The following is a 16,013-nucleotide window of genomic DNA, read 5'->3' as shown; positions in this document are numbered from 1 at the left end:
TCGGCGGCAGCGTCAGATGTGTAAAAGAAGCAGGAAAATAGGAATTTTGTCAAGAAATTTCATGTCGGGGAGAACGGTCTCGGCCATGGGACCGTGATCGGGAAGCCTCGGCGTTCTCCGGCGTCCCATGGGGGGCGAAGGTCTCGTGAACGCTCCGTCTTCCCCCGGTCGAGGGGGGCGCGTCACCGAGTGGGGAGCCCGAGCCGACACGCTCTGCCGGGCGTCCGGTGCGAAGGGCGACCCGCCTCACCCTTCCCGCTGCATCTCCAGCTCCAGCCAGCGGTCCTCGGCCGCCGAGAGGTCCGCCTCCGCCGCCGCGAGGGTCGCGGAGGTTTTCTGGAAAAGGGCCGGATTGCGGCTGTAGAGTTGCGGATCGGCGAGGACGGCGCGGTGCTTGGCGATCTCGGTCTGCAGCTTCGCGATTCGCTCCGGCAGGGTCTTCAACTCGTGCTGGTCCTTGAACCCCATCTTCGTCTTGGGCGCCGGGGCCGCGGAGGTGCTGGCGAGGCGGCCCGGCTTCACCTTGCCGTCGGGGCGAGGCGCCGTGGCGCTCTTGCGCGCCTCGACGCCCTGGCCGCGCTGCGTCACCATGTCGGTATAACCTCCGGCATACTCGACCCAGCGCCCCTCCCCCTCGCTGACGAGGACGCTGCCGACGACGCGGTCGAGGAAGTCACGGTCGTGGCTCACCAGGATCAGCGTGCCGGAATAATCCGACAGCATCTCCTGCAGGAGGTCGAGGGTCTCGAGGTCGAGGTCATTGGTGGGCTCGTCGAGGACGAGGAGGTTGGCGGGCTGGGCCAGGGCTCGGGCGATGAGAAGACGGTTGCGCTCGCCCCCGGAGAGCACCCTCACCGGGGTTCGGGCCTGTTCCGGGGCGAACAGGAAGTCCTTGAGATAGCCGATCACATGGCGGCTCACGCCGCCGACGACCACGCTGTCGCCGCTGCCGCCGGTGAGCACCTCGGTGACCGTCATCGACGGGTCCAGCACCGCGCGGGCCTGGTCGAGGAGCATCATCTTGAGGTTCGTGCCCAGGGCGATGCTGCCGGAATCCGGCGCCGATTGTCCCGTGAGCAGGTTGATGAGGGTGGTCTTGCCGGCGCCGTTGGCGCCGACGATGCCGAGCCGGTCGCCACGCATCACCCGGATCGAGAGATCGTCGACGATGCGGCGCTCACCATAGGCCTTGGCGGCATTCTTGGCTTCGATCACCAGGGCGCCCGAACTCTCCGCTTCGGTGGAGGTCATCGTCGCGGTGCCGACGGGGCGGCGGTCCTCCCGCCGGTCCTTGCGCAGGGCATGGAGGTTGCCGAGCCGCCGCACGTTGCGCTTGCGGCGCGCCGTGACGCCGTAGCGCAGCCAATGCTCCTCGTCGGCGATCTTGCGATCGAGCTTGTGCCGGTCGCGCTCCTCCTCCTCGAAGAACGCGTCGCGCCACGCCTCGAAGGTGGAAAAGCCCTGCTCGATCCGCCTCGTGATACCGCGATCGAGCCAGACGGTGGTCTTCGAGAGGGCCGAGAGGAAGCGCCTGTCGTGGCTGATGAGAACGAGCGCGCCGCGCACGGACTTCAATTCCGCCTCCAACCATTCGATGGCCGGCAGGTCGAGATGGTTGGTGGGCTCGTCGAGCAGCAGGATGTCGGGCTCGGGTGCCAGTGCCTGAGCCAGGGCCACGCGCCGCCCCTCCCCGCCCGACAGGCTCGCCGGGTTCTCGGCGCCGGTCAGGCCCAGACTCTCCAGTAGGTAGCGGGCGCGATAAGCGTCGTCGCCATGGGTGAGGCCGTGCTCGACGAAGTCCAGGGTGGTGGAAAAGCCCGAGAAATCCGGTTCCTGCGCGAGGTAGCGGATGGTGGTGCCGGGCTGGACGAAGCGCACGCCCTTGTCGGGCTCGATGAGCCCGCAGGCGATCTTCATGAGCGTCGACTTGCCCGAACCGTTGCGGCCGACGAGGCAAGTCCGTTCGCCGGGAGAGATCGCGAGATCCGCCTGTTCGATCAGCGGAGTGCCGCCGAAAGTGAGCGCGACGTTCTGGAGGGTGAGAAGCGGGGGAGCAGCCATGATGCGGGCTTATGGCAGCGCAGCCGCTCCCGAACAAATGCGGTTTTGCCTGTGAGGCTACATCGTCGGGTTGGCCGGGCCGGTTGGCGACGGATCGGGCGAGACGGGAGCGGGGCTCGGGTCGATCACGGGGATCTCTGTCGGGCTCTCGGTGGGCGCTTCGGCCGGCGTCGACGCGGGGATATCCGGCCCGGGAGCCGGCGGCGGCGTCTGAGGGGCCTCGTAGGGAGTATCGGGAACCGGAGCTTCCGGGATGGGCGCGGGATCTATCGGGCCTGGATTCGACATGGGCGACGCCACCTGCTCGCGAAGTTTCGGGAGAGGGCTGGAAACGGGCGAGTGCCCGTTGCCGTTCCCCCGATGGCGCTCCTCAGCCCTTCTTGATCAGGAGCTGGTTGCCTTCCTTGCCGATGATCTTCTTCATCCGCTCGGCGAACAGGGCCAGCAGCATCGGCAGGCGCACTTCGATACGGACCGTCTCAGGGAGGACGTCGACCTCGCCGTCCACCTTCTGGCCCATGGCCGACATGGCGAAGTTCAGGCGGTCGTCCGTCCAGGTCATGTGCTCGACATTGATTCCGGCCTTGGCGCAGGCCGCCTTCGCCTTGTCCAGCCCGTTCGAGATCCGCCGTTTCGCCTCGACGGGACCGATCTCGTGGGGAATCTCGACGATCAGGGGCTTTGCCATGGGGGAATCATCCTCAAACACGCATCCAGCCGTCAAGATGGGGCCGATTGCCATCCATGCAACGGCGACCGGCCCCTTAGTTGATCAAGCGCGGCAGTGAAACTCGCCTCGCGCGGAATCACCATGCGGCGTCAGGAAGATGAGGCATGCCGCACGTCGTCGCGACCCGGCACCGCCATCCTCTGGCATGCCCATGATCTCACGGGTTCCGCATCAGTTCACGACCTTGAGCGAGACGTAGGTCGTGCCGCCCATGCCGAGCGCTCGGGCAGAGCCCTTGGCGAGATCGATGATCCGGCCGCGCACGAAAGGTCCGCGATCGTTGATGCGCACCACCACCGAGCGGCCGTTGCGCTTGTTCTCGACACGGACACGGGTTCCGAACGGCAGGCTGCGATGGGCGGCGGTCATCCCATTCGGATTGAAGCGCTCGCCATTCGCCGTCTTGCGGCCGCTGCCGTACCAGGAGGCCGCGCCGGATTGGGCTGCGGCCGGTGCACTGAGCGCGGCGAGAGACATGGCGGTTCCAATAGCGGCAGCGGTCCAACGAACAGGCTTCATATTCATCCGCATTCCCTTTGCTGTTGCAGAGGCCGCGGAACATAGAGCCAATGAAGGCTGAAATGAGATCAGTAGAATGTGGCGGGACCTGCCTTCATTAGCCTCCGACGGCCTCAGAATGTGTGAATAAAATCTAAAGAACTTGCAAATCAGACGTGCGCTGAAATCCTATATTGAGAGCGGAGGGAGGCGGTCGTCGACAGGTTTGGTCCCGTTCTCCAACGCCGTCACGGCCCCCGCCACATCGATGGCGAGACATCGCCGTAACCCGGCGCGCCGTGCATGGGAGACGCGCGTCGCCCGTGACCCCGACGATTCCGGACGCGCTGCCGATGGGGCACGTGCGGGCTGAAGGCATCCGCGACGGGCTCGGAAGAACCTCCAAGTCGAACTCGCAATTGGCTGCTTGATCTACGTTAGGCCGTTATTTCAGGGTGAACGAATAGTTAAATCGATCAAGCAAGAGATGGAAATTCGTCAATATCGGAGCGGGTAGGCAAAATCTGCAGCCCCAAATCGAGACGCATTGTCTGCACCCCGGCAACCCGCCCTTTACGTTAACGGCCCCATGGTCTGCCGGTCAGTCGCGTAACCGGTGTTTGCCATGGCTTCCCTGCGTACCGCGGTTGCCGACACCGTCGCCCGGAAAAGTGTCTCGCGTACCGGGCGACTCGTGTCGGCGCCGCGGATGGGTCTCGTACCCGCCGCCCAGCGTCTCCCTCTCGACGAAATCCTCGTCGGGGATTGCATCGCCGCCATGAACGCCCTTCCGGCGGCAAGCGTCGACTGCGTCTTTGCCGACCCGCCCTACAATCTCCAACTCGGGGACGGCTCGCTGTTGCGGCCCGACCAGAGCCGGGTCGACGCCGTCGACGACGCCTGGGACCAGTTCTCGAGCTTCGCTGCCTATGACGAGTTCACCCGTGCCTGGCTCACCGCCGCCCGCCGGGTGATGAAGCCGAACGCCACCCTCTGGGTCATCGGCTCCTACCACAACATCTTTCGCGTCGGCTCGGTGCTTCAGGACCTCGGGTTCTGGATCCTCAACGACATCGTCTGGCGGAAAGCCAACCCGATGCCGAACTTCCGCGGCAAGCGCTTCACCAATGCCCACGAAACCCTGATCTGGGCGTCCCGCTCGGCGGAATCGAAGGGCTACACCTTCCATTACGAGGCGCTGAAGGGCGGTAACGACGACGTCCAGATGCGTTCGGACTGGTTCATCCCGCTCTGCACCGGCGACGAGCGTCTGAAAGGCGCCGACGGCCAGAAGGTCCACCCGACCCAGAAGCCCGAAGCCCTGCTCGCTCGGACCCTGCTCTCGGCGACGAATGCCGGCGATGTGGTCCTCGACCCGTTCTTCGGCACGGGCACCACCGGGGCCGTCGCCAAGCGGCTCGGCCGGCGCTTCATCGGCATCGAGCGGGAGACGGTCTATGCCGAGGCGGCCCGCGCCCGGATCGACGCCGTGGAGCCCCTGTCCAAGGCCGCCCTCCTCGTCGCACCGACCAAGCGCGCCGAGCCCCGTGTCGCCTTCCTCAGCGTGATCGAGGCCGGCCATATCCGCGCGGGTGAGATCCTTACCGATGCGCGCGGTCGCCACGAAGCAGTGGTGCGTCCCGACGGGACGCTGATGGTCGGGCCGGCCATGGGCTCGATCCACAAGATCGGCGCCCTCGTCCAGGGCTTCCCCTCCTGCAACGGTTGGGATTTCTGGCACGCCAAGCGCGACGGCAAGCTCGTTCTGATCGACGTGTTCCGGGGCAGGATGCGAGCCGCGATGGGGTCGGCCGCCTAGCTTTTTGATGGTGACAGGTTTGGACGCGGGCCGCCCTCCCCCGCGGGGGGCGCGCTCTTCCCGTCAAGGACGCGTTTTCGGCCTGCCGCGCTTGCGCGGCGCTGCAGGCGGGGGCGCTTCCTCCGGCTCCCCGAAAAACCCCTCCCCGTCCTCGATCGGCGGCTTTGCCACCGCACGCGGCACCGGCTTGGGCACTGGGCGAAAGCTCGGGCGTGGCTCCGGCGGCCGAGCCTCGACTTCTGCGAAGAGCGGCGTGTCCTGGACCGCCCGCATGGCCTTCGGCCGTCCGCGTTTCACGGCCTCGGGCTTCGGATCGAACGCGTGGGCCAGCACCTTCTTCATGACGCCGGGCAACGGTTCCTCCTCGAGGTCGCGCCTGGGCGTGAAGCGCATGCCGGCCGGTGCCTTCGTAGCGAGGCCGACGCGGGCGACGAAGACGGTCAGTGCCAACGGGAAATGCGTGAAGACGTGGCGCACTACGCCCGGCAGCCGCTTCCATCGCGCGTCCAACGGAGCGTCGAGCAGGGCTTGGGCGACGTCGTAACCGCTCTCCCATGCGCTGGTCGGAGGCTCCGCCATGGCACCCAGCAGCCCCTCGGGGGGGCGGGTCCGCAGCAATACGGCCTCGTCGCCGCTACGGATCGCCACGAAGGCGGCGCCATAGCGCTCGACGCCCTTGGTTTTCTTGATCTTGCGTGGAAACGTTTCCTGCAGGCCTAGGGCGCGGGCCTCGCAGGGGGCCATCCAGGGGCAGAGGGCGCAGGCCGGTCGCTTCGGCGTGCAGATGGTCGAACCGAGATCCATCAGGCTCTGGGCGAAGTCACCGGGCCGCTGTGCCGGCACGAGGCTCTGCGTCAGCCGTCGGATCTCGGGACGCGCGGCGGGGATCGGCGTCTCGATTGCGAAGAGCCGGGTCAACACCCGCTCGACATTGCCGTCCACTGCCGCTTCCTGCCTGTCGAAGGCGATGGCCGCGATGGCGCCGGCCGTATAGGCGCCGATGCCGGGCAGCTTGCGCAAGCCGTCGAGCGTGTCGGGGAAGGCGCCGGCCTCCGTGACCGCCTTGGCGCAGGCATGGAGGTTGCGGGCGCGGGAGTAATAGCCGAGGCCGGCCCAAGCCGACATGACGCTCTCCTCCGGCGCCGCCGCGAGGGCCTCCACGGAGGGGAAGCGTTCGAGAAAGCGCAGGAAGTACGGTTTGACCGCTGCGATCGTGGTCTGCTGCAGCATCACCTCGGACAGCCAGACCCGATAGGGGTCGGGCGTCTCGCCCGGCAGGGCACGCCACGGCAGCACACGGCGATGCCTGTCGTACCAGGCGAGGAGGTCGGCGGCTCGCGGGCCTCGGGCGGATGCCCCCGTCGCTGCCGTGAAGTCCGGTGACATGAAATCCCGCGACATGAGATCCGGCGTGTTGGGCGCCCGTCCATACAGGGTGGCCGCGAACGATCAAAGCATTCGAAAGCCGGCGCCGTTCACGCTATCATGTGGCGTCCGCCCGCATCGAAATCCCTCGGAGCTCATGGCCCGCATCAAACCCCTCGCCGAGCTGATCGAGACCTGCATCGGACCGGCTTTCGCCGCGCAGGGATTCGCCTCCACCGATATCCTCGCGGCCTGGCCCGATATCGTCGGCGAGCGCTTGGCCCGTTTCTGCCAGCCCTCGAAGCTCGAATGGCCCCGCCGCGCCCGCCGCGAGGAGCAGGGTCGGCCGGATCCAGGCACGCTGGTGGTGCGGGTGGAGGGCGTCTTCGCCCTGGAATTGCAGCATCTGGCTCCCGTAGTGATCCAGCGCATCAACGCCCATTATGGCTGGGCCTGCATCGGCAAGCTGGTCCTCAAGCAGGGGCGCGTTCATCAAGCCGTTCGCAAGCGGGTCGTGCCGCCCCTCGATCCGGTGAGGCGTGGCGAAGTCGCGTTGGCGGTCTCCTCCATCGACGACGATGCGCTGCGCGATGCGCTCGACAGGCTCGGCGTGGCGATCGTCGCCTCCGCACCGCCGCGATCGGGCTGAATCCCGCATTCGGCCCCGCGCTTGTCGCGGCGCATGGAAGCGGAGCCGCCTGTCGCGTCTTGTCAGATTGTCCGCGGGTCTCTACCGCAAGCCGCATGGATCGGATCTGCGAGCGGAGCCCGTCGACATCATGATCACCCGTCGCGACACCTTGAAACTCACCGGCATGGCGATCGGCGCAGCCGCGCTCCTGCCCCGGCTGACCCTCGACGCCTTCGCCCAGGATGCGAACCTCGCTTCCCTCATGGAGCCGGGCCCCCTCGGCGACGTCTGGCTGGGTCCGAAGGACGCCAAGGTGACGATCATCGAATATGCTTCGATGACCTGCTCCCACTGCGCCGCGTTCCACAAGAACACCTGGCCGGCTTTGAAGGAGCGCTACATCGACACCGGCAAGGTGCGCTTTACCTTGCGCGAATTTCCCCTCGATCCGCTGGCGACCGCAGCCTTCATGCTGGCCCGCTGCGATGGCGACGCGAAATACTATCCCATCACCGACCTGCTCTTCGACCAGCAGCAGGGCTGGGCCTACGTGCAGAAGCCGCAATCGCCGGTGGATGCCCTGGAGCAGATGTTGCGGCAGGCCGGATTCTCGAAGGAGAAATTCGAGACCTGTCTCAAGGATCAGAAGCTCTACGCCGCCGTGAACGCGGTGAAGCAGAAGGGGCTCGACACCTTCAAGGTCGACTCGACGCCGACCTTCTTCATCAACGGCGAGCGCTTCAAGGGTGAGATGACGATCGACGGGATGGAGAAGGTCATCAAGCCGATTCTGGGCGCCTGAGACCCAAGCTTGGCCGCCGCTTGCCCTTCATGCACCGGCCGCATCCTGCAGGATCGCCGCAAGGGCATGTTTATCTATATTTTACATCAACTTAGAGCCTATTCGGCGCGCCTTGACACTCAAGATAGGCGAAACTATGGTGCGCCGCGCTTGACGGGGTTTTCAGGCCGGTTCCCTCCACTCTCGCCAATGTGAGTTTTCGCCGTGAGCGGCAACGACGCAGGGGATGGGAATGGAGATGGACGGCAGAAGCCGGACGAGGATCTCTCGGCGAGACTGAAGCATCTCGAGAGGCGGATCGAGGAGAAGCGGCCCGCCGCTCCTTCCCGCCCCTCGCCGGGTGCCGGTGCCTCCAACGGGGCGTCATCCTTGGGTCTGGCGATGCGACTCTCCACGGAGTTCATCGCCGGTGTCCTCGCCGGAGGCATTCTCGGCTGGTTGTGCGATCAGTTTCTGGGGACGAAGCCCTGGGGTCTGATCGTTCTGATCATGCTGGGCTTCGCAACCGGCGTCTATAACGTCATGCGTGTCTCGGGCTCGCTCTCGAGGCCGGCCGCGAAAGGCGCGGTCGACAAGAACCAGGATCGGGAACGGTCCTGATCGGCGAATTTTGCCGCTTTCGAGCGGTCCTGAGGCAAAGCGGGCATCTCGCCCGCTCGTGGACAGAAGGACGGTAGCGGCAATGGCCGTAAAGATGGATCCGATCCACCAGTTCGAGCTCAAGCCGCTCGTATCCTTCGGTCATATCGGCAATCAGGAAATCGCGTTCACCCAGTCGGCGCTGTACATGTTCGCCGCTGTCGGGATCATCGCGCTGATCACGATCGTGGCGACGGCGCAGCGCTCGGTGGTGCCGGGCCGGATGCAGTCCGTGGCCGAGGTGTTCTACGAGTTCATCGGCTCGACCCTCCGTCAGTCGGCCGGGCACGGGTCCGAGCGGTTCATGCCGCTGATCTTCTCCCTGTTCATGTTCGTCCTCGTCCTGAACATGTTCGGCATGATCCCCTATGCGTTCGCCGTGACAAGCCACATCATCGTGACTTTCGCGCTGGCGCTCCTCGTGATCACCACCGTCATCGTCTATGGCTTCATGGCCCACGGCACGAAGTTCCTGAAGGTGTTCGTGCCCTCCGGCGTGCCGGGCTGGCTGATGCCGATGATCGTCGCCATCGAGATCGTCTCCTTCGTCTCGCGGCCGATCAGCCTCGCGGTGCGTCTCTTCGCCAACGTGCTCGCCGGCCACATCGCCCTCAAGATCTTCGCGGGCTTCGTTCCGGCGCTCCTCGCCGCGGGCGCCTGGGGTGCGATCTCGCCGCTGCCGCTGGCTCTCAGCGTCGCGGTGACGGCCCTCGAGTTCCTCGTCGCCGGTCTGCAGGCCTACGTCTTCGCGACGCTCGCCTCGATCTACCTGAGCGACGCCCTCCACCCCGGCCACTAGGCCCCGGCGGTATCCCCTTCCGTCCCCGGTCCGCGGTTGCGGCCGGATTTCTCTCCACGCAACGAACGAACCGACACCAGGAGCAATTTGATGGATCCCTTAGCCGCTAAGTACATCGGCGCCGGCCTCGCCTGCCTCGGAATGGCGGGCGCCGCCATCGGCCTCGGCAATCTCTTCGGCCAGTTCTACGCCGGTGCCCTTCGCAACCCGTCGGCCGCCGACGGCCAGCGCGGCAACCTGCTCCTCGGCTTCGCGCTGACGGAAGCGCTCGGCATCTTCTCGCTGCTCGTCGCGCTGCTCCTCCTGTTCGCCGTCTGAGACCGACGACGTTCGTCGATCCGACAGCAGACCCGGACCGGGCGCCCCATTCTTCTGGACGCGCGCCCGGTCCTCATTCACGAACTTACTTTGAGCGAAGGACGTCATGGCTCAGCCGGCCCATCCGACCGCAACCCATGAAGGCATCATGGCATCGCCCGCGTCCGAACATGGCGGCGGCTTTCCGCCCTTCGAGAGCCATACCTTTCTCTCGCAGCTGATCTGGCTCGCGCTGGCCTTCGGCCTGCTCTACTACCTGATGGACAAGGTGGCCCTGCCCCGCATCCAGGCGATCCTGCACGACCGCGCCACGCGCCTCTCGTCCGATCTCGACGAGGCCCAGCGCATGAAGTCCGAGGCCGAGGCAGCCGGCGCCGCCTACGAGAAGTCGCTGGCCGATGCCCAGGCGAAGGCCCGCACCATCGCCGCCGAGACCCGCGCTGCCCTGAGCTCCGAGGCTGAAATTCGTCGCAAGACGCTCGAGGCCGAGCTCAACGACAGGATCGCGGCCTCCGAAGCTACGATTCGTACCCGCACCGCCGAAGCCATGGGCAGCGTTCGCTCCATCGCCGGCGAAACGGCCTCCGCCATCGTCGAGCGCCTCACCGGGACGGCTCCCGACCAGGCCAGTCTCGATACCGCACTGAACCGCGTCGCCATCCCGCACTGAGTGCGCCAGCAGCAGACGTGACCGGTCCGGCCCTGACCGGCCGGACGCCAACGAAATAGGACGACGAGAATGTTGTTGGATGCCGAGTTCTGGGTCGCCGTCGCCTTCGTCCTGTTCATGGGCGTCGTGTGGAAGGTCGGCGGCTTCGCACAGGTTACCAAGGCCCTCGACACCCGCGGCCGCCGCGTTCGGTCCGAACTCGACGAAGCCCGCCGCTTGCGCGAGGAGGCCGCCACGGTGCTGGCCGACTACAAGAAGCGCCGCAGCCAGGCTGAGTCCGAAGCCGAAGCGATTGTCGCCGGAGCCCGCGAAGAGGCCCAGCGCATCGCCGACGAGGGCCATGCCCGTCTGAACGAGTTCATCGCTCGCCGCACCAAGTCGGCCGAGACCAAGATCGCCCAGGCCGAGGTCCAGGCCACCGCCCAGGTCCGCGCCGCCGCAGCCGACGCAGCCGTGAAAGTGTCCGAGGTGGTGCTCCGCGAGCGCATGCAGGGCGACGCCGCCCTGTCGCTGGTCCGTTCCAGTCTCGATGAGGTCAAGGGCCGTCTCCGGGCCTGACGTTTTTAAGAACGATCGTTTCGTGAAAGCCGCCCACCGGGCGGCTTTTTTGTTGCCTGACGTGCCGCATCACACTCGCGGGCCGCACCCCCTATCGTGGTAAGGCGGCGCGCACGCCCATCCCCACAAAAATAATCCATGGAGATCAGATGCCGCCGATCATCTCCATATCCGGCCTGTCGAAGGTCTACGCCTCCGGCCTCCATGCCCTCAAGAATATTCACCTCGACATCAAAAAGGGTGAGATCTTCGCCCTTCTCGGTCCTAACGGCGCCGGGAAGACGACGCTGATCAGCGTCGTCTGCGGACTCGTCCGCGCGAGCTCCGGTACCGTCACGGTGGATGGCCACGAGATCGGGGCGGATTACCGCGAGGCGCGCAGGGCCATCGGTCTCGTACCGCAGGAGCTCACCACCGACGCATTCGAGACGGTGTGGGACACGACGAGCTTCAGTCGGGGCCTGTTCGGCATGAGACCCGACCCTGCCAATATCGAGCGGGTCCTGCGCGACCTGTCACTGTGGGACAAGAAGGACAGCCGCATCATGACCCTGTCCGGGGGTATGAAGCGGCGCGTACTCATCGCCAAGGCGCTCAGTCACGAACCTCGCATCCTGTTCCTCGACGAGCCGACGGCCGGTGTCGACGTGGAACTGCGCCAGGACATGTGGCGGTTGGTGCGCAAGCTCCGAGATCAGGGCGTCACCATCATCCTCACCACCCATTACATCGACGAGGCCGAAGAGATGGCCGACCGCGTCGGCGTGATCCGGAAGGGCGAGATCATCCTGGTGGAAGAGAAGGCCGAGCTGATGCGCAAGCTCGGCAAGAAGCAACTGACCCTGCAATTGCAGAACCCCCTTCCCGCCCTGCCGGACGAGCTGGCTCCGCACGGTCTGACCCTGTCGGTGGATGGCCAGGAACTCGTCTACACCTACGACACCAAGAGTGAGCGCACCGGGATCACCACGCTCCTCACCGACCTCGCCGCCGCTGGCATCCCCTTCCGCGATCTCTCCACCAGCCAGAGTTCGCTGGAGGACATCTTCGTCGATCTCGTGAGGGAGCAGGCATGAATCCGTTGTCGATGAACTGGCCGGCGGTTGGTGCGATCTACCGCTTCGAGATGGCCCGGTTCTGGCGCACGGGGTTGCAGAGCATCGTCGCGCCGGTCATCGCCACATCGCTCTACTTCGTGGTCTTCGGCGCAGCGATCGGGTCGCGTATGGCCTCGGTGGATGGCATCGCCTATGGCGCCTTCATCGTGCCGGGGCTGATCATGCTCTCGCTCCTGACGCAGAGCATCGCCAACGCCTCCTTCGGCATCTACTTTCCGCGCTTTGCCGGCACGATCTACGAGATCCTGTCGGCGCCGGTCTCTCCCTTCGAGATCGTGCTCGGCTATGTCGGCGCGGCCGCGTCGAAATCCATCCTGATCGGCCTGATCATCCTCGCCACCGCTGCCCTGTTCGTTCCCTTGCGGATCGAGCATCCGCTCTGGATGGCGGCGTTCCTGCTCCTCACGGCGGTGACGTTCAGCCTGTTCGGCTTCCTCATCGGCCTCTGGGCGGACGGATTCGAGAAGCTCCAGCTCGTGCCGCTTCTGGTGGTGACGCCCCTCACCTTCCTCGGCGGCAGCTTCTATTCCATCGAGATGCTGCCGCCGTTCTGGCGCGCGGTCAGCCTCGTCAACCCGGTCGTCTACCTCATCAGCGGCTTCCGCTGGAGTTTCTTCGGCACCTCCGACGTGCGGGTCGAGATCAGCCTCGCGATGACCCTGATTTTCCTCGCCCTCTGCCTCGGCAGTGTGACCTGGATCTTTCGGACCGGCTATCGGCTGAAAAGCTGATCCTCCTCAGGGTCGCCCATCGAGGAAGGCCAGGACGCCCTGCCGGTGCTGCTTGTCGCCCACCGCCGTGCTGTGATCGCGGTTGGGAAGTTCCAGGCTCCTGGCATTGGGCATGAGGGCAGCCAGCGCCGGGGCCGAGCCGGCAACCGTGTCGAGCGTGCCCACCGTGACAAGGGTCGGCGCCTCGATCTGCGAGACCTCTTCCCGCGACAGTGTTTGGCGCGAGCCGCGCATGCAGGCGGCCAGCGCTCTGAGATCGCTCTTCGTCTGCTCGGCGAAGGTGCGGAAAGCGGCGGCGGTGAGGTTGGGCGCCTTCTCGCCGGGGGGCGCTTCCAGGGCCTCGGCGATCCCGTTCGGCAGTCCTTTGCCCTCCACCAGATGCAATCCGAGACCGCCGAGAAGCACCGAACGTACCCGCGCCGGCTCATCGAGGGCGAGGTAGGCCGCGATCCGCGCGCCCATGGAATAGCCCATGATATCGGCGCGGGCGATGCCGAGATGGTCGAGCAGCCGCCGCGCGTCCTGCGCCATGATGTCGGAGCCGTAAGCCTCCGGATCGTAGAGCTTCTCGCTCTCGCCATGCCCGCGATTGTCGAGGGCGACGACCCGGCGCCCCGCCTCGGACAGGGTCTTCACCCAAAGCGTATTGACCCAGTTCACGGAATGGTTGGAGGCAAATCCGTGGATCAGCACGATCGGATCGCCGCTGCCGCCCTTCGCCGGCACGTCGATATAGGCGATGGTGGTCCCGTCGGAATCGAAGGTCTGCATCGGGCTTGTCTATACCTTTTATGGAAGGCTCCGTCGGTCGATGGACGGCCTCCATGGGCCGTCAAATTCGCCCCTGAACGGAACGGAGGCAAGGTGCGAATATCCGAAGCGGTGACAGGAAAGCTTTTTCCTCGTTTCGCGCGGGTTCGGCCGGCTTAACTCCCCTTGCTGCTCGGCGTCTCCGGCGCGATGAACGGTGTGATCGTCACAGCGGCACCGCTCCGGTCGGGTCGTCCCGGTCGATTTGCGAGGATACGAACGGCCCATGATTCAGATCGTACCCGTTGTCGTCCTCAAACACGTCGTGCGCGCCCCGCATCCGGACGTTTTCCGTGCCTGGACCGATCCTCTGCTCATCATGCGCTGGCTCGCGCCCGGCGCCTCCGTCATGGAACTCGCGGAGACCGACCTGCGGGTCGGCGGCGCGTTTCTATTGCGGCGGCGCGATCCGGATGGAGCGTCCCATTCCGTGACCGGGCACTACGAGGAGATCAGGCGGGGGCATTCTCTGCATCAGACTTGGACGTATGAGGGACCGAACCCGCTCCTGCGCATCGGCGAGACCCTGATCCATGTCGATCTGCTCTCCGTCGGCGACCGGGCTACGGAGATCACGCTCACCCATCGCCGCATCGTCAGCGCAGACGTCCGGAATGCCTATCGTGAGGATTGGCGGAGCTGCTTTTCGAAGCTCCAGGCCGCGTTGGCGTGACGGCTTTCAGATGGATCGACGGTCAGTTACCTCCGCACACACCTTGAAGCGGGTGAAGCGTAGCAGAACCCAATTTGGATCGATCACCGAGAGCCGCGCAGGGGCCTTTGCTGCAATCTGGATCACCTTCCGTTGACGCCCAGGTATCCGGGCAGGGAGACGTTTCCTCCCTTGCCGGATCAAACGACCAAGGGACCGCAGCCTGCGCTGCAGCCCCCAGTGGGATCGTCGCTCAGGCGAAGGCGGGCTGTCCGCTGGTGACGGCGCGCTGGGCGACCGCCTCGTCGTAGAGTTTCTGCTCAGTCTCCTTGTGCGTGAGCGAGAAGCGCACCGAGATTGCGCAGAGCGACGAGATCAGCACGGCGATGCCGAGGATGAACAGAGCGCCGGGCAGGTTGCCGACACCCTTGAGCAGGAAGCCCGCCGCCACGGCGCCGACATTGCCGCCGGCGCCGATGATACCGGCAACGCCGCCGAGCGCCTTGCGGTCGATGAACGGCACGAGGGCGTAGGTGGCGCCGCAGGCCATGTGGGTGAACAGGCCGAAGGCGAGCATGGCGACGACGGCCAGTACCACCGAGCCGGCATAGGCGAAGGCGAGGAGGCCGATTCCTTCGCCGACCATCAGGGCGAACAGGAGCAAGGTGCGGCCGTCGAGGCCCTTCGAGCGTGCGACCCGGTCCGAGGCGATGCCGCCGAGCGCGCGGGCGAACAGGGCCAGCAAGCCGAAACTGCCCGCCGCCATGCCGGCCTGGGTCAGATCGAGGCTGAAGCGCTCGACATAATAGGTCGCCGCCACCGCGTGGATGAAGATCTCGACGCCGAAACAGGCGCCGTAGGTGATGGCGAGCATCCACACCCGGTAATTCGTCATCGCCTGCTTGAAGACCGCCCAGCCGCCCTTCTTGCCGGAATCCACCGCGATGCCGCGGGCGCGCAGCTCCATGATGTTGCCTTCGGGCGTGTCCTGCGTGAACCGGAAGTAGAGGAAGGCGACGACGAGCATCATCACGCCCGGCACGATCATCGACAGACGCCAGCCCATCGTCTTCTCGACGCCGACGCTGACGAGGGCCGCGAGGATCAGCGGCATCACGCTCTGGGTGACGCCGCCGCCGGCATTGCCCCAGCCGCCCACGGTGGCATTGGCGGTGCCCACCACGTTCGGCGCGAACATCACCGAGGTGTGGAACTGGGTGATGACGAAGCTCGCCCCGATGGCTCCGATGGCGAGGCGGAAGAACAGGAAGCTCTCATAGGAGTTGGCGAAGGCGATGCCGATCACCGGGACCGATCCGAGGATCAGAAGGCCGGTATAGGTCAGGCGGGGGCCGAACCGATCGCACATCGGCCCGATCAGCAGGCGCACCAGGATGGTGATGCCGACCGCGGCGATGTTGATGTTGTAGACCTGATCGTTGGTGAGCTCGAACTCGCCCTTGATCACCGGCATCAGCGGCGCGACCGCGAACCAGGCGAAGAAGCAGACGAAAAAGGCGAGCCATGTGATATGGAACGCGCGCATCTGCGGCGTGGCCAGACTGAACAGATCGATTCGGGTGGCTTTTTGGGACTGCATGCGGAGAGGCTCCAGGCGATCTGATGTCTCCCGGCACTCGGTGCGAGTGGCCCCCATTGCGGGGTGGGGAGAGATTGGTCGCTCACGCCACAGTGAGCACGAGCCGCCCGATTTCGGAGGCGTCTCTCGCGGGCGCCGTTGCCCACGTCGGGGCATTCGCACGGCGCGTGCCATGTCGAATGATTCTGAGATGTCGCTGCAGCATCCCGTTT

The 16,013-nt window shown here is 65.7% G+C and carries 17 protein-coding genes; 11 read left to right on the top strand and 6 right to left on the bottom strand.

Annotated elements, in window-relative coordinates; translation table 11 throughout:
• Positions 1 to 246 precede the first annotated feature (246 nt).
• The 3 genes from MBTS_RS06590 to MBTS_RS06580 all read right to left on the bottom strand — a co-directional run bounded on the left by MBTS_RS06590 (position 247) and on the right by MBTS_RS06580 (position 3,268).
• Positions 247 to 2,061, bottom strand: coding sequence for an ABC-F family ATP-binding cassette domain-containing protein (locus tag MBTS_RS06590; RefSeq protein WP_147832521.1), 1,815 nt, complete (start codon positions 2,059 to 2,061; stop codon positions 247 to 249).
• Between the two features lie 370 nt (positions 2,062 to 2,431).
• Positions 2,432 to 2,749, bottom strand: coding sequence for a polyhydroxyalkanoic acid system family protein (locus MBTS_RS06585; protein ID WP_018044484.1), 318 nt, complete (start codon positions 2,747 to 2,749; stop codon positions 2,432 to 2,434).
• A gap of 213 nt (positions 2,750 to 2,962) precedes the next feature.
• Positions 2,963 to 3,268: a septal ring lytic transglycosylase RlpA family protein gene (locus MBTS_RS06580; protein WP_018044485.1), complete on the bottom strand. Its 306-nt coding sequence runs from the start codon at positions 3,266 to 3,268 to the stop codon at positions 2,963 to 2,965.
• 646 nt (positions 3,269 to 3,914) lie between these two features.
• Here MBTS_RS06580 and MBTS_RS06575 point away from each other — a divergent pair.
• Positions 3,915 to 5,108, top strand: coding sequence for a site-specific DNA-methyltransferase (locus tag MBTS_RS06575; RefSeq protein ID WP_274534496.1), 1,194 nt, complete (start codon positions 3,915 to 3,917; stop codon positions 5,106 to 5,108).
• Between the two features lie 63 nt (positions 5,109 to 5,171).
• Here MBTS_RS06575 and mutY read toward each other — a convergent pair whose 3' ends face one another.
• Positions 5,172 to 6,494 (bottom strand): A/G-specific adenine glycosylase, encoded by a 1,323-nt coding sequence (gene mutY / locus MBTS_RS06570; protein ID WP_238253824.1) that lies wholly within the window; start codon positions 6,492 to 6,494, stop codon positions 5,172 to 5,174.
• Positions 6,495 to 6,630: 136 nt separating this feature from the next.
• On the opposite strand from mutY, the gene MBTS_RS06565 reads away from it, so the two are divergent.
• From MBTS_RS06565 to MBTS_RS06525, 9 genes are all read left to right on the top strand, one after another.
• Positions 6,631 to 7,122 carry a DUF721 domain-containing protein gene (locus tag MBTS_RS06565; RefSeq protein WP_056146364.1) on the top strand — a complete coding sequence of 164 codons (492 nt, stop codon included), beginning with the start codon at positions 6,631 to 6,633 and terminating at the stop codon, positions 7,120 to 7,122.
• Positions 7,123 to 7,252: 130 nt separating this feature from the next.
• The gene (locus MBTS_RS06560) at positions 7,253 to 7,906 is read left to right on the top strand and encodes a DsbA family protein (protein WP_026176049.1); all 654 of its coding nucleotides are present in this window, start codon (positions 7,253 to 7,255) and stop codon (positions 7,904 to 7,906) included.
• A 369-nt stretch (positions 7,907 to 8,275) separates the two neighbouring features.
• Positions 8,276 to 8,506: an AtpZ/AtpI family protein gene (locus MBTS_RS23515; protein ID WP_210322694.1), complete on the top strand. Its 231-nt coding sequence runs from the start codon at positions 8,276 to 8,278 to the stop codon at positions 8,504 to 8,506.
• 82 nt (positions 8,507 to 8,588) lie between these two features.
• Positions 8,589 to 9,344 carry a F0F1 ATP synthase subunit A gene (locus MBTS_RS06550; RefSeq protein WP_018044492.1) on the top strand — a complete coding sequence of 252 codons (756 nt, stop codon included), beginning with the start codon at positions 8,589 to 8,591 and terminating at the stop codon, positions 9,342 to 9,344.
• A 90-nt stretch (positions 9,345 to 9,434) separates the two neighbouring features.
• Positions 9,435 to 9,662 (top strand): F0F1 ATP synthase subunit C, encoded by a 228-nt coding sequence (locus tag MBTS_RS06545; protein WP_018044493.1) that lies wholly within the window; start codon positions 9,435 to 9,437, stop codon positions 9,660 to 9,662.
• 106 nt (positions 9,663 to 9,768) lie between these two features.
• Entirely contained in the window at positions 9,769 to 10,332 is a 564-nt protein-coding gene (locus tag MBTS_RS06540; protein ID WP_056146355.1) for a F0F1 ATP synthase subunit B family protein, read from the top strand.
• 72 nt (positions 10,333 to 10,404) lie between these two features.
• Complete coding sequence (locus MBTS_RS06535) at positions 10,405 to 10,890, top strand: F0F1 ATP synthase subunit B family protein (protein ID WP_187273433.1); 486 nt, start codon at positions 10,405 to 10,407, stop codon at positions 10,888 to 10,890.
• Positions 10,891 to 11,039: 149 nt separating this feature from the next.
• Positions 11,040 to 11,966, top strand: coding sequence for an ABC transporter ATP-binding protein (locus tag MBTS_RS06530; protein ID WP_147832524.1), 927 nt, complete (start codon positions 11,040 to 11,042; stop codon positions 11,964 to 11,966).
• 11 nt (positions 11,967 to 11,977) lie between these two features.
• Complete coding sequence (locus MBTS_RS06525) at positions 11,978 to 12,739, top strand: ABC transporter permease (protein ID WP_147832532.1); 762 nt, start codon at positions 11,978 to 11,980, stop codon at positions 12,737 to 12,739.
• Between the two features lie 6 nt (positions 12,740 to 12,745).
• On the opposite strand, the gene MBTS_RS06520 is transcribed toward MBTS_RS06525, so the two are convergent.
• The gene (locus tag MBTS_RS06520) at positions 12,746 to 13,510 is read right to left on the bottom strand and encodes an alpha/beta fold hydrolase (protein ID WP_056146344.1); all 765 of its coding nucleotides are present in this window, start codon (positions 13,508 to 13,510) and stop codon (positions 12,746 to 12,748) included.
• A 265-nt stretch (positions 13,511 to 13,775) separates the two neighbouring features.
• Between MBTS_RS06520 and MBTS_RS06515 the strand changes: the two genes are divergently transcribed.
• Entirely contained in the window at positions 13,776 to 14,222 is a 447-nt protein-coding gene (locus tag MBTS_RS06515; RefSeq protein WP_147832525.1) for an SRPBCC family protein, read from the top strand.
• Positions 14,223 to 14,454: 232 nt separating this feature from the next.
• Here MBTS_RS06515 and MBTS_RS06510 read toward each other — a convergent pair whose 3' ends face one another.
• Positions 14,455 to 15,801 (bottom strand): MFS transporter, encoded by a 1,347-nt coding sequence (locus MBTS_RS06510; RefSeq protein WP_056146336.1) that lies wholly within the window; start codon positions 15,799 to 15,801, stop codon positions 14,455 to 14,457.
• Positions 15,802 to 16,013 lie beyond the last annotated feature (212 nt).

The organism is Methylobacterium bullatum (assembly GCF_014845095.1).
Classification (GTDB): domain Bacteria; phylum Pseudomonadota; class Alphaproteobacteria; order Rhizobiales; family Beijerinckiaceae; genus Methylobacterium; species Methylobacterium bullatum.
The sequence above is the reverse complement of the archived record's forward strand: the minus strand, read 5'-3'. Positions and strand labels throughout refer to the sequence as shown.